The sequence below is a fragment of the Actinophytocola sp. genome (assembly GCF_036378875.1).
Lineage (GTDB): Bacteria > Actinomycetota > Actinomycetes > Mycobacteriales > Pseudonocardiaceae > Actinophytocola.
On sequence record NZ_DASUVO010000139.1, the window covers coordinates 55,757 to 68,096 of the forward strand.

At 69.6% G+C, this 12,340-nt stretch carries 14 protein-coding genes; 4 read left to right on the plus strand and 10 right to left on the minus strand.

The genetic code is table 11. From position 1 onward, the window contains the following. Positions 1–24 precede the first annotated feature (24 nt). From VF106_RS40140 to VF106_RS40155, 4 genes are all read right to left on the minus strand, one after another. Positions 25–1,467 (minus strand): aldehyde dehydrogenase family protein, encoded by a 1,443-nt coding sequence (locus tag VF106_RS40140; RefSeq protein ID WP_330845247.1) that lies wholly within the window; start codon positions 1,465–1,467, stop codon positions 25–27. A 192-nt stretch (positions 1,468–1,659) separates the two neighbouring features. Continuing rightward, complete coding sequence (locus VF106_RS40145) at positions 1,660–2,301, minus strand: hypothetical protein (RefSeq protein ID WP_330845248.1); 642 nt, start codon at positions 2,299–2,301, stop codon at positions 1,660–1,662. Positions 2,302–2,341: 40 nt separating this feature from the next. After that, a complete protein-coding gene (locus tag VF106_RS40150; protein WP_330845249.1) occupies positions 2,342–2,725 on the minus strand; it encodes a YchJ family protein in 384 nt (127 codons plus the stop codon). Positions 2,726–2,747: 22 nt separating this feature from the next. Further along, positions 2,748–3,791, minus strand: a complete 1,044-nt coding sequence (locus VF106_RS40155; RefSeq protein ID WP_330845250.1) for a flavin-containing monooxygenase — start codon at positions 3,789–3,791, stop codon at positions 2,748–2,750. 144 nt (positions 3,792–3,935) lie between these two features. Between VF106_RS40155 and VF106_RS40160 the strand changes: the two genes are divergently transcribed. Next, complete coding sequence (locus tag VF106_RS40160; RefSeq protein WP_330845251.1) at positions 3,936–4,073, plus strand: hypothetical protein; 138 nt, start codon at positions 3,936–3,938, stop codon at positions 4,071–4,073. Positions 4,074–4,095: 22 nt separating this feature from the next. Here the strand turns inward: VF106_RS40160 and VF106_RS40165 are convergent, their stop codons facing one another. Further along, positions 4,096–4,998: a LacI family DNA-binding transcriptional regulator gene (locus VF106_RS40165; RefSeq protein ID WP_330845252.1), complete on the minus strand. Its 903-nt coding sequence runs from the start codon at positions 4,996–4,998 to the stop codon at positions 4,096–4,098. A 226-nt stretch (positions 4,999–5,224) separates the two neighbouring features. On the opposite strand from VF106_RS40165, the gene gnd reads away from it, so the two are divergent. Continuing rightward, positions 5,225–6,655 (plus strand): NADP-dependent phosphogluconate dehydrogenase, encoded by a 1,431-nt coding sequence (gene gnd, locus VF106_RS40170; protein WP_330845253.1) that lies wholly within the window; start codon positions 5,225–5,227, stop codon positions 6,653–6,655. Beyond that, positions 6,652–7,773: an AAA family ATPase gene (locus VF106_RS40175; RefSeq protein WP_330845254.1), complete on the plus strand. Its 1,122-nt coding sequence runs from the start codon at positions 6,652–6,654 to the stop codon at positions 7,771–7,773. The genes gnd and VF106_RS40175 overlap by 4 nt, the downstream gene beginning before the upstream one ends. Before the next feature lie 4 nt (positions 7,774–7,777). On the opposite strand, the gene VF106_RS40180 is transcribed toward VF106_RS40175, so the two are convergent. Together VF106_RS40180 and VF106_RS40185 are read right to left on the minus strand one after the other, a co-directional pair. Then, positions 7,778–8,311 carry a hypothetical protein gene (locus tag VF106_RS40180; RefSeq protein WP_330845255.1) on the minus strand — a complete coding sequence of 178 codons (534 nt, stop codon included), beginning with the start codon at positions 8,309–8,311 and terminating at the stop codon, positions 7,778–7,780. A 72-nt stretch (positions 8,312–8,383) separates the two neighbouring features. Next, complete coding sequence (locus tag VF106_RS40185) at positions 8,384–8,881, minus strand: hypothetical protein (protein ID WP_330845256.1); 498 nt, start codon at positions 8,879–8,881, stop codon at positions 8,384–8,386. Positions 8,882–9,029: 148 nt separating this feature from the next. Between VF106_RS40185 and VF106_RS40190 the strand changes: the two genes are divergently transcribed. Then, the gene (locus VF106_RS40190; protein ID WP_330845257.1) at positions 9,030–9,941 is read left to right on the plus strand and encodes a cation diffusion facilitator family transporter; all 912 of its coding nucleotides are present in this window, start codon (positions 9,030–9,032) and stop codon (positions 9,939–9,941) included. A 31-nt stretch (positions 9,942–9,972) separates the two neighbouring features. On the opposite strand, the gene VF106_RS40195 is transcribed toward VF106_RS40190, so the two are convergent. From VF106_RS40195 to VF106_RS40205, 3 genes are all read right to left on the minus strand, one after another. Beyond that, positions 9,973–10,656, minus strand: coding sequence for a DUF305 domain-containing protein (locus VF106_RS40195; RefSeq protein ID WP_330845258.1), 684 nt, complete (start codon positions 10,654–10,656; stop codon positions 9,973–9,975). Beyond that, the gene (locus VF106_RS40200) at positions 10,653–11,531 is read right to left on the minus strand and encodes a thioredoxin-like domain-containing protein (RefSeq protein WP_330845259.1); all 879 of its coding nucleotides are present in this window, start codon (positions 11,529–11,531) and stop codon (positions 10,653–10,655) included. The genes VF106_RS40195 and VF106_RS40200 overlap by 4 nt, the downstream gene beginning before the upstream one ends. Positions 11,532–11,618: 87 nt before the next feature. Then, the gene (locus tag VF106_RS40205; protein ID WP_330845260.1) at positions 11,619–12,302 is read right to left on the minus strand and encodes a thioredoxin-like domain-containing protein; all 684 of its coding nucleotides are present in this window, start codon (positions 12,300–12,302) and stop codon (positions 11,619–11,621) included. Positions 12,303–12,340 lie beyond the last annotated feature (38 nt).

A 12,340-nucleotide genomic window follows, 5' to 3' on the forward strand; every position in this document is an offset into this window, starting at 1 on the left:
CCACACGCGGAACAGCCGACAGCCTCAGTACGGGAACTGCCGGCGGCCGCGGTGGACCGAGATCCACTTCAGCGTGGTGAACTCGTTCAGGCTCCACTCGCCGTTCAGCCTGCCCAGGCCGGACTGCTTGTCGCCGCCGAACGCGATGATCGGCTCGTCGTGGATCGTGGTGTCGTTGATGTGGATCATGCCGGTGTTGATGCGTTTGGCCAGTTCCACGCCGTGGTCGAGGTTTCTCGTGTGGACCGCGCCGCTCAGGCCGAACCGGGTGTCGTTCGCGATCGCCACCGCCTCGTCCTCGGTATCGAACACCATCAGGCACGCCACCGGGCCGAACAGCTCCTCCTGCGCCACCGACATCTCCGGAGTGACGTCGGCCAGCACGGTCGGGTGGAACAACGTGCCGTTGACCTCGCCCCGCAGCAGTGGCCGGGCGCCCTCCGCGATGCCCCGCTCGACCTGGCTCGCCAGTGTGTCCGCCTGGCGCTGGTTGATCAGCGGGCCCAGGATCGTGTCCGGGTCGCGGGGGTCGCCGACCGGCAGGGACGCGGCCTTGGCCACATAGCGCTCCGCGAACTCGTCGTACACGCTGCGATGGACGAGCACCCGGTTGGCCGACATGCAGATCTGACCCTGGTGGGTGAACCGGGAGAACACGGCCGCGTCGACCGCGAGGTCGAGGTCCGCGTCCGCCAGGACGATGAGTGCCGAGTTGCCGCCCAGCTCCAGGATCGGCTTCTTGAAGCTGCCGGCAGCGACCGACGCGACGTGCGCGCCAACCTGCGCCGAACCGGTGAAGGCGATCACGCTCGGTACCGGGTGTTCCACAAAGGCGTCACCGATCGCGGGGATCTCGGTGATCACCACGTTGAGCAGCCCGGGTGGGAGGCCGGCGGCCTCGAAGATCTCGCCGAACAGCGTGCCGCCGGTGATCGGTGAGTCCTCGTGTGGCTTGAGCACCACACCGTTGCCCGCGGCGAGTGCGGGGGCGACGCACTTCATGCCGAGGAAGAACGGGAAGTTGAACGGGGAGATCACCCCGACCACCCCGACCGGCTCCCGGTACAGCCGGTTTTCCTTGTCGTCGATGGGGGAGGGCAGGATCCGGCCCTCCATGCGCAGCGGGAAGGTCGCGGCTTCCCTCAGCATGTCCAGCACCAGGCCGATCTCGAAACCGGCCTTCAAGCGGGTGCCGCCGAGCTCGTCGATGATGATCTCGGTGATGTCCGCCATGTGGTCTTCCACATAGCGTAAGGCCCGCTCGAACACAGCTCGCTTGGCATAGGGGTTCACCCTGTCCCACTCGAGCTTCGCGCGCTCCGCCGCCCGATACGCGTCGTCGATATCCGAGATGCCGGCGATCGGGAACTCGGCAATGGTCTTACCATTGAACGGGTTTCGATCAACCAGCACCTTGTCCATCGAACCAGTGCGCCACTCGCCGGCGATGAATTGCTTGCTGTGCATGGCCACCATGGTCCCGCCGCGGTTGTCCCGCGTACATGTTCGTAACCTATGAGTGGTGTTATCGAGTCGGTATAGGTGCCGAAATTGTTGCCGCTAAGGGTTGACTCCACTGTGGGCGGCAATTGCCAGCCGATTTTCCTGGTGTTTATGGCCACCTTTTTCCTGGCTGGCAATTGGCACGGGAGGAGGCGGCTATTGCCCCGATTGGACGGTCTGTGCGTGCAGCCAGCGGTCCGCCGCTCGGGCGGCTCGTTTCAGCGCCGAGCGTTCGCCCAGGTAGTCGCCTGCCATCCCGACGACCGGCAGCATGCCGAGTGCCCGGTGGTACACGCGGCCGTGTGGCCGTTTCTCCAGCTCGTCCCGTATCGCCAGCAGCAGCCTTCCCTGACGCCACAACCACTTCGCCGCGGGCCGCACACGCAGGCGCCGGTTCGACGGCGGTGCCGGGGCCGGCGTGGTCGCACCGGCGGACGGGTCGAGGTCGCGGTCGAACAGGACCGACGCCAGCAGCCGGACGCGCTCGGACTGGTCGTGCACGCCGTGCTCACTCGCTATGGCACACAGCAGCAAACCCTGACCCGCCGCGCCGAGAATGTCCTGCAACGGCAGTCGGTCGCCCAGCGCGCCGAGCAGACCCGGCACCGACGCCGCCAGTGACGTGAGCCTGCCGACCCGCCTGACCCACCACGCCGAGCAGACCTCCGCGCTCATGTTCGCGTGCTTGGGCGGGCCCAGCCACCTCGCCTCCGCCATGCGAGGGATCATCGCGCTGCTGCTCCGGACGAACGCACGCAGCACGGACGCCACGTGCTCGTCACTGATCGGCTCCGCCATGTCTACCGGAGTACCCCGATTTTCCTCCGCTGACGCGGAGTCATCCCGGTGTCGTGTCGCCGTCGACGTAGACCCAGCGGCCTTCGACCCGGCTGAACCGGCTGCGCTCGTGCAGTACGCCGCTGTGGGAGCTGTGCCGGTAGTGCGCGCGGAACTCGACCGTGCCCTCCGCGTGCAGCGGCCCGCCGCCGGTCGTGGCCAGGATTTCCAGCCGCTCCCAGCGCTGGTCCGGGTCGAGGGTCAGCCGCCGTGGCCGCGTGTCCGGATGCCAGCTGTGCAGGAGGTAATCGGTGTCGCCGGTCGCGAAGGCGCTGTAGCGGGACCGCATGAGTGCCTCAGCGGTCGGGGCCGCGGCGCCGGCGTGCACGCGGCCACAGCATTCGTCGTAGGGGAGCGGTGTTCCACACGGGCAGCGATCAGGCACGCGGCCAATTCTGCGACGGCACTCACGCGACCGCCGACTCGACACCCAACAACCGCCGGATCTCGCGGACGGCCGCGCGGCCCGCCCGGTTCGCGCCGACCGTGCTCGCGGACGGGCCGTACCCCACCAGGTGCAGCCGCGGCTCCGCGACGACCCTGGTGCCGTCCATCACGATGCCGCCGCCCGGACCACGCAGTCCCAATGGCGCCAAGTGGTCCAGCGCCGCGCGCCAACCCGTGCACCACAGGATCACGTCCACGTCGAGCGTCGTGCCGTCCCGCCACGCCACCCCGGTCGGGACGAGATGGTCGAACATCGGGCGGCGGGCGAGCAGACCCCGGTTCCGCGCCGCGACGATTTCCGGTGTGAGCGCCAGTTCGGTCGCCCGCACCACGCTCTCCGGCGGCAGTCCGGCCCGCACCCGCTCGTCCACGTGCGCGATGATCTGGCGCCCGTACTCGTGCGTGAACGGCTCGGTGCGAAACACCGGCGCGCGGCGGGTGACCCAGAACACGTCGGCGGCCACCTGGGCCAGCTCCAGTTGGAGCTGCAGCGCCGACGTGCCGCCGCCGACCACAAGCACCCGCTTGCCGGCGAACTCGGCGGGGCCGCGGTAGTCGGCCGTGTGCAGCTGGCGACCCGCGAACCGGCCGGGGTAGTGCGGCCAGAAAGGGCGGGTCCACGTGCCGGTGGCGTTGATCACCGCGCGGGCCGACCAGTCGCCCTCCGACGTCTCCACCAGCAGCCGTTCGCCCGGCCGTACAGCGGAGACGCTGACCGGGCGGTGCACCTCCAGCCCGAACTCCCGCTCGTAGGCGGCGAAGTAGGCGGGCACCGCGGTCGCCGCCTCCTCGTCCGGGGACGGCGGCGTGAACTTCATGCCCGGTAGGTCGAAGATGCCGTGCACGGTGGCCATCCGCAGCGACGGCCACCGGTGCTGCCACGCGCCACCCGGTGCGGGGTTCGCGTCCAGCACGGCGAAATCCATGCCGGCGCGCCGCAGGAAGTACGCACTCGACAGTCCTGCCTGTCCCGCCCCGATCACCACGACGTCCTTTTCTCGCACGTCACCTGCAACGATGGTGGGAGCGCACACATTTCACCCGTGTGGACCGTCACGGAATTCCGTGCGTGGCGATGCAGAACCCAGTAGGGTGCGCGTGCCTGGGGGTGGCTGCACGCAAGCCGCACAAACGGAATGGGCTTCACCATGGTCGCCCTGACGATCACCATCGGTGGCGCGGTCCTGATCGTGCTGACCGTCACAGCGATCCGCGCGCTGCGTCGTGCCTCCCGTCGGATCGACGACATCATCCGCGAGGAGCTCGACGAACCGGAGGACGACTGACCTTCTTGACCCGGTGGGCCACTCAGGCCGACTCGCGCACGACGACGTCCGCCGCCGACGGTGCCACGTCCTCGGTGTCGAGGTCGAGTGCGATGCGTGCCGCGCGCCGGCCGGAGGACTCCGCGTCGATGCGGACGCTGGTCAGCGCGGGCACGGTGAACGCGCCGTCCCCGAGGTCGTCGAAGCCGATCACCGCGAGACCGTCGGGCACGGTGACACCGAGCTCGCGCAGGGCCGCCAGCAGTCGCAACGCGACACGGTCGTCGAAGGCGGCGACCGCGGTCACGGTCGGGGCGGCGTCACGCAGCTCACGTACCGCGGCCACCGTCCCCGCCAGGTCGTCCGGGATCGTGACCGTCGTCAGCCTGCCGAGGCCGAGCCTGGTCGCGGCCTCTCCGGCGTAACGCAGCCGGGCCTCGCGGAGGCGCACCCAGCCGGGGTCGTCCGGCAGCGCCATCGCGACGCTCCGGTGCCCGGTGTCCGCGAGGTGTCGCAGCTGGACCATGGTGTGTGCGGCGAGGCCGTTGACCCAGCCGCCGTCCGTGGCGGGTTCCGACTGGTACAGGCCCGAGAGATCGATCACCCCGCGGGGCGACACCGCGGCCACGACCGGAGCGAGGGACTCGCCGGCCGACTGGCGCACCAGCAGCATGTGGCCGTGCTGGGCCAGTTCCTCGTCGAGTCCACGCAGGTAGCCACCCAGGCTTCCGCCGCCCCGCGCGCCCGGCGGCAGGCCGAGCAGCACGATCCGGGACGAGCCCTCGCGCAGGGCCTTGGCCACGCCGTGCGGTACGTAACCGAGGTCGCGTGCCGCCTGCATGACCCGGTCCCTGGTGGCTGGGGAGATCCGCTGGTCGGTGACCCCGTTCAGTACGAAGCTCACCGTGGTGGCCGATACCCCACTCGCCTGGGCCACGTCACGCATCGTGGCTCGTCGCGCCCTCAATATGCCCTCCTCCCGTTACCTACGTTAACACTAGATAAAACGATTTAGCATGACGCGAGATGGACAAATTGAGGTCATTTGTCGCTGAGGTGAACATCGTCACGGTCACGGGCCGCCCGAGCGTGACCGGCCTTACCTCTCAAAGCACGCGCGAAGTGCTGCCTTGCTCAGTGCGTTGGACGCTTTCCTCGGGCAGAGTGGGCACATGGCAAATCAGGCGCAGATCGGTGTCACCGGGCTGGCGGTCATGGGCCGCAACCTTGCCCGCAACCTCGCTCGCAACGGCTTCTCCGTCGCACTGCACAACCGCACACCGGCCCGCACCCGGTCCCTCGTCGCCGAGCACGGTGACGAGGGCGTGTTCGTGCCGACGGAGACCGTCGAGGAGTTCGTCGGCTCGCTCGAGCGGCCGCGGCGCATCGTGATCATGGTGAAGGCCGGCGGGCCCACCGACGCGGTGATCGAGGAGCTCGTCCCGCACCTGGACGAGGGTGACATCGTCATTGACTGCGGCAACGCGCACTTCGCCGACACGCGGCGGCGCGAGGCCGAGCTGCGGGAACGCGGCCTGCACTTCGTGGGTGCCGGCGTCTCCGGCGGCGAGGAGGGCGCGTTGCTCGGGCCGAGCATCATGCCCGGCGGCTCCAAGGAGTCCTACCAGACCCTCGGGCCCATGTTCGAGAAGATCGCCGCCCAGGTGGACGGCACCCCGTGCTGCACCCACGTCGGACCGGACGGCGCAGGACACTTCGTGAAGATGGTCCACAACGGCATCGAGTACGCCGACATGCAGCTCATCGCCGAGGCGTACCACCTGCTGCGTGACGGCCTCGGCGCGTCGCCGAAGGAGCTCGCCGAGATCTTCGCCGAGTGGAACTCCGGCGACCTCGAGTCGTTCCTCATCGAGATCACCGCCGAGGTGCTCGGGCACGTCGACCAGGCCACCGGCAACGCGTTCGTCGACGTCGTGGTCGACCAGGCCGAGCAGAAGGGCACCGGCCGCTGGACCGTGCAGACCGCGCTCGACCTCGGCGTCCCGGTGACGGGCATCGCCGAGGCCACGTTCGCGCGGGCCCTGTCGGCGCACCCCGAGCAGCGGGCGGCGGCACGCGCGGCGCTGCCGGGGCCGGGTTCGGTGGCGCCGGCGGACCGCGAGACGTTCGTGGACGACGTGCGCAAGGCGCTCTACGCGTCCAAGGTGGTCGCCTACGCCCAGGGCTACGACCAGATGGCCGCGGCGAGCGCGGAGTACGGCTGGGACATCGACCTCGGTGCCATGGCCACGATCTGGCGCGGCGGCTGCATCATCCGCGCCAGGTTCCTCGACCGGATCAAGGAGTCGTACGCCACCGAGCGGCCCGAGTCGCTGCTGGTCGCGCCGTACTTCCGGGACGCGGTCGCGGACGGGCAGGAGTCGTGGCGGCGGATCGTGTCGCACGCCGCGCAGGCCGGCATCCCGACGCCGGCGTTCTCCTCGTCGCTCGCGTACTACGACGGGCTGCGCTCCGAGCGACTGCCCGCCGCGCTGATCCAGGGCCTGCGGGACTTCTTCGGCGCGCACACCTACAAGCGTGTCGACCGCGAGGGCACCTTCCACACGATGTGGGGCGACGACCGGCGTGAAGTCGAAGCTTGATCCAGACCCTCGCCGTTGAGAACTACCGGTCCCTGCGCCGACTGGTACTGCCCCTGTCACCGCTGACCGTGGTGACAGGGGCCAACGGCACGGGCAAGTCGAGCCTCTACCGAGCCCTGCGGCTGTTGGCCGACGCGTCCCGCAACGGCGCGATCGCGGCCCTCGCCCGGGAAGGCGGCCTGGACTCCACGCTGTGGGCAGGCCCGCAAGCCGGTGCCAAGAAAGGAAAGCCGGTCCAGGGCACGGTCCGCACCAGGCCCATCGAACTGCGGCTGGGCTTCGGCGGCGACGAGTACGGCTACGCGCTCGACTTCGGCCTGCCCCGGCCCGGCGGGATGTTCTACCGGGACCCGGAATTCAAGCGTGAGGCGTTGTGGGTCGGACCGGTGTTTCGGCCGGCGATGCTGGTGGCGGACCGGGCCGGGAACGTCGTCCGCGCCCGGGATGCCGACGGCGAGTGGAGCTCGGTCAACATCCGGCTCACCGACTCGATGCTGAGTGAGCTTGCCGAGCCCGAGGTTCTGCTGCTGCGCGACCGCATCCGGTCGTGGCGCTTCTACGACCAGTTCCGCACCGACCGCGACGCGCCGGCCCGCCAGTCGCGCATCGGCACCCGTACCCCGGTGCTCGACCACGACGGCGCGGACCTGCCGGCCGCGCTGCAGACGATTCGCGAGGTCGGCGCGTGGGGCGACCTGGACGACGCGGTCGCGGACGCCTTCCCCGGCTCGCGGGTCGAGGTCGTCGACCACGACGGCCGGTTCGGACTGCGGTTCCACCAGTACGGCCTGCTGCGCCCGCTCGACGCGGCGGAGCTGTCCGACGGGACGCTGCGTTTCCTGCTGTGGGTGGCCGCGCTGCTCACCCCGAGGCCGCCGGAGCTGCTGGTACTGAACGAACCGGAGACGAGCCTGCACCCGGACCTCCTGCCGCCGCTGGCACACCTCGTCACCACCGCGGCCACCCGCAGCCAGGTCGTGGTCGTCACCCACTCGAAGACGCTGGTCACCGCGCTGGAGAAGGCGAGCGTGCTGACGCTGGTGAAGGATGCCGGCTCGACCGTGCTGGAAGGTCAGGGTCTGCTCGACCAGCCCTCATGGCACTGGCCGGAACGCTGAGCCGCTAGGACTGCGGCGGCTGCGGTGGGTAGTAGTACTGGTACTGCGGCGGGGGATAAGGCGCGGCGACCGGGGGCGGAGGCCGGCGCCCACGCCACCAGACGAACACCACCAAACCGGCGATCAGCACCGCGACGACCAGCGTCACGACGATCACCCCGGTGAAGTCGGCGCCAGTTTCGTCGGCGGACACCAGACCGGTCGGGCGTTCGCCGAACTTTTCGGTCAGCTCGGCCTCGGTCGCGGTGAGACTGGGTTCGCCGCCGATCGCGATCCGCATCTCGTCCAGCTCGTCCGGGTACTTCGTCCACACGATCTCGGCGACCCGGTCCGCCTCGTCCTCGGTGGCCGGGCGATCCGTCGGCGTGACGTCGAGCGTCAGCACCGTGCGGCCGTTGGTGTTCTCGTAGTTGAACTCGACGACGTCGTAGCCGGCCTTGCCGAGTTCCACGCCCAGGTTGAACGCGCTCGAGAACGCCGAGCACCCCACCAGCGCGAGCATCGACGTGATCAGGCAGACAAGCACGGCTCTCGACATCTGACCTCCCCAGGCTGATCGCAGTATCGCCTGCGGGCGGCGCTTCTCGTGGGGTAGTTGCCGGAGTGTGATCTACAGCGGCGGGCGGAACTGCTGCTGGGGGTAGGGCGGGGGGACCGGAGACGGCCGGCGGCGGCCGTGCCACCAGATGAGCACCACCGAACCGGCCAGCAGGGCCGCCATCACCAACGTCGCGACGAAGATCGGGATGTCGATGCCCTTGAAATGCCTCGTGCGAGTCGGGTGCTCGCCGAAGCGCTGGGTCAGCTCGTCGGTGGTCGCGTCCATGAGCCGCTGGTCGTCGATCGTGATCACCAGCTCGTCGAACGGGGGCTTGTACGTCGTCAGGACGATCTCGGCGACCTCGGTCACCTCGACGTCCGTCGGCACGCCGTCGGGTGTCCCCACCCGGATGATCAGGACGCCGTGGCCGTCCGTCGTGCGGTGTTCGACGCTGGTGGGGCCGTAGTCGGCTTGACGCAGCTCGCGACGCAGCTCCTCGACGTCCGGGAGCGGCGAGCAACTCACCAGCACCAGCAGGCAGATGAGTGACGCGGCGGCTCTGGACATCGGCTCTCCCCAGGCTGAAGTCGCAGTATCGCCCGACGAGGTCGCCGTTGGGTGGTGTGTTGTGCGACCGTGATCTCGCGCTGAAGCCACGGTGGTGTGCCGCTCGAACGTGTTGCATTCATGCGCATGTGACTATATGTTGCCGGGTATGGGACATGGTCACGGGCACGGCATGCCAACCAGCGCGTCCGGCCGGCACGTCGGCCGCCTCGCCGCCGCGTTCACCGTCACCGCGGTGTTCATGGTCGTCGAGATCGCGACCGGCCTGGCGACGGGCTCGCTCGCCCTGCTGTCCGACGGTGCCCACATGGTGACCGACGTCGCTGGGGTCGGATTGGCGCTGGCCGCCATCATCGCCGCCCGCAGGTCCCGCCACCGGCCTGGCCGGACGTTCGGCCTCTACCGCGCCGAGGTGCTCGCGGCGCTGGCCAACGCGGTGCTGCTGTTCGGTGTCGCCGGCTACGTGCTGTACGAGGCGGCGACGAGGTTCGCGGAGCCGCCCGAGGTGCCCGGCATGCCCGTCGTGCTCGTGTCGCTGCTGGGGCTCGCCGCCAACGTGATCGCGTTCCTGCTGCTACGGGAGGGCGCCGCGGAGAGCCTCAACCTGCGTGGCGCGTACCTCGAGGTCGTCGCCGACCTGATCGGCTCGCTCGGCGTACTGGTGTCCGGGCTGGTCACGCTGCTGTTCGGCTGGCGGTACGCGGACCCGATCCTCGGTGTCGCCATCGGCCTGTTCGTGCTGCCCCGCACCTGGACACTCGCCAAGCGGTCGCTGCGGATCCTGTTCCAGCACGCGCCGGAGCGGGTGGACGTCGACGAGCTGACCGGGGCACTCGGCCGGCTCCCCGGTGTCGGCGAGGTGCACGACGTGCACGTGTGGACACTGACCTCCGGCATGGAGGTCGCGTCGGCCCACCTCACCGTCGGCCCCGACTGCGACCAGTCCACCATCCTCGCCGCGGCCCGCGAACTACTGGCCGACGACTACCAGCTGGAACACGCCACCCTGCAGGTCGAGTCGGGCACGGCCGCCAAGACCTGCCGCGAGCTGCACTGGTAAGTCCGCAAGGAGCTGGTCGCGGCGAGCGGCCCTAGGGACTGGGGAGCGGCTGGGCGCCTCGCTGCGACAGGAGCGTCTTCATCATGCTGGTCTCGGCTTCCTGGCTCTTCACGATCTTGTCGGCCAGGTTGCGCACATAGCCCTTGGCGGCGTGTTCGGCCGCGTACTGGGCCATCTCCAGGCCGCCCTCGTGATGGCGAAGCATGAGCTGCAGGAAGAGCACGTCCAGCTCGGCGCCCGACAGCTTGCGCAGCTTGTTGAGCTCGTCGGTGGACGCCATGCCCGGCATGCGCTGGACGGCACCGGTCGTGGTGCCGCCCTCGCCGTTGCTGTGGGCGTGGGTGCCGCCCTCGCTCATCCACCCCATGTGGCCCGCGCCAGGGGCCGGCAGGTCGGGCTGCACCCACACGGTCAGCCAGCCGGCCATCTCACTCGCCTGTGCCAGCTGCGTCGACTCGATGTCGAACGCCAGGCCGCGCAGGGTGGGGTCCGCCGTGCGGTCCCGCTCGATGCCGGCCATGGTCACCGCCTGCAGGTGATGCATGCGCATGTCCTGGGCGAAGCCGACGTCGACCGAGTCCGCGCTCGGTGGCGCGTCCTCGCCGCCGCCTCGCGCGGTGGTGATCAGCATCCCGGCCGCGGCACCCACCAGCAGCACCGCGACCAGGGCAGCGACGAGCACCCAGGTGCGGCTGCCGCGGGTGTCAGACGTCACTGGCTGGGTTGTGTCGTGGCCGGTGGAGCGGACGCGTCGGAGGCGGGCGGGGCAGAGGCGCCGGTCGTGGGCGTCGTGCCCTGCTGGCCCTCATCGGTGGCCTGGGTCGCGCCCTTGCCGTCCATCGTGACCGTGTTCGGGTCGTTCGGGTCCGGCTTCTCGGCCACGAACGGCGGCGGGTTGGTCACGTCGAACCCGGTGCCCTGGGCGTCGCAGCGGCCACCCGGCTCGGGGTTCTGGTACTCGTTCTCCCGCAGCGACTTGATGAACTCGTCGATGCGCGTGTCGGTCGCGGACGTGAGCTTCAGCTGGTGGCCCCACGACTGCAGCGAGATCGGCTTGTCGAGCCCCGGGTAGGGCGACATCAGCATGTACGGCTGGCCCTCGACCTTGGCCTTCAGCGTGTCGAGCGCCTTGCCCTTGATCTTGTCCGGGTTGTAGGCGATCCACACGGAACCGTGCTCGAGCGCGTGGACCATGTTCTCGGTGCGCACCGCGTTCGGGTAGACCGTGCCGTTGCACTCCGCCCACGCGTTGTCGTGCGGGCCGCCGAACGGCGGGCTGTGGTCGTACGCCACTCGCTGGGTGGCCTCGACGTGCTGGCCCGAGTCGTAGGACACACGGGTCACGCCGGAGATGTTCTCCGACGGGTCCTTGTTGTCCTCGGAGACGACCCACTTCTCCTTCTCACTGATCGTCATGAAGGCATAGGTGAAGACGCCGCCGGCCAGGGCGAGGACCACCACGATTCCGATGATCATGCCCCACGGCTTGGGTTTGCGAGCGGTGCCGACGACGGAGCGCCGTGCCTTGTTGACGCTGCCGCCCTTGCCCTTGGACTTGCTGGCGCCTTTGCTCTTCGTTCCGCTGGCCATGCCGATGCCGGTCCTTGTCTACTGCTGGGAGTTCTCCGACCGCCCAGTGTAGGGACCTCGTGTCAGGTGGGCGTCAACGGTCGGGGTTCACGGTCCGGTGACCGGCGCGGCACCGGGCGGAGCGGGCAAAGGCGACAGCGGCGGCGGGTTGGCGGGGTCGAAGCCCCCACCGGCCGGGTCGCACGAGGCGCCCGGCTCGGGCGACGTGTACTCGTTCACCCGCAGCGCCTCGACGAACTGGTCGATGCGCGGATCGTCGGCGTCGGTGAGCTGGAGCTGGTGCCCCCATGCCTGCAGCGAGATCGGCGAGGTCATCCCCGGGTACGGCGAGATCATCAGGTACGGCTGGTTCTCGACCCGCTCGACCAGCGACTCGAGTGCGGCGCCGGTCACCTGTTCCGGCTCGTACGCGATCCACACGGCACCGTGCTCCAGCGAGTGGACCATGTTCTCGTTGCGGACCGGGGTGCGGTAGACGACGCCGTTGCAGTCCGCCCAGACCGGGTCGTGGCGGCCGCCGTTGGGTGGCACGATCTCGTAGGCGACGGGCTGGCCCTGCTCCGCGTGCACCGCGTCGTACTCGGTGACGACGACACCCTCGATCTTGGTGCTCGGGTCCTCGTTGCCCTCACCGGGCACGAACTCGGACCTGCTGGTGGGCGGCTGGCTGGGGGTTGTCTCCTCGGCGCTCTCGGCGCTGCAACCGGCGAGTACGGCGAGGACGAGCAGGGAAGTAGCCAGTCTGCCTCGGCGGAATTCGATGGCGACCACTCCGATCGGACGTCGACCCTTGACGCTATGGCCGAGGC

Coding starts and splice junctions, on each gene's coding strand:
- VF106_RS40160 (WP_330845251.1), top strand. CDS start 3,936: ATGGTCGCCCTGACGATCACCATCGGTGGCGCGGTCCTGATCGTGCTG.
- VF106_RS40200 (WP_330845259.1), bottom strand. CDS start 11,531: ATGGCCAGCGGAACGAAGAGCAAAGGCGCCAGCAAGTCCAAGGGCAAG.
- gnd (WP_330845253.1), top strand. CDS start 5,225: ATGGCAAATCAGGCGCAGATCGGTGTCACCGGGCTGGCGGTCATGGGC.
- VF106_RS40185 (WP_330845256.1), bottom strand. CDS start 8,881: ATGTCCAGAGCCGCCGCGTCACTCATCTGCCTGCTGGTGCTGGTGAGT.
- VF106_RS40180 (WP_330845255.1), bottom strand. CDS start 8,311: ATGTCGAGAGCCGTGCTTGTCTGCCTGATCACGTCGATGCTCGCGCTG.
- VF106_RS40140 (WP_330845247.1), bottom strand. CDS start 1,467: ATGCACAGCAAGCAATTCATCGCCGGCGAGTGGCGCACTGGTTCGATG.
- VF106_RS40165 (WP_330845252.1), bottom strand. CDS start 4,998: ATGCGTGACGTGGCCCAGGCGAGTGGGGTATCGGCCACCACGGTGAGC.
- VF106_RS40145 (WP_330845248.1), bottom strand. CDS start 2,301: ATGGCGGAGCCGATCAGTGACGAGCACGTGGCGTCCGTGCTGCGTGCG.
- VF106_RS40190 (WP_330845257.1), top strand. CDS start 9,030: ATGGGACATGGTCACGGGCACGGCATGCCAACCAGCGCGTCCGGCCGG.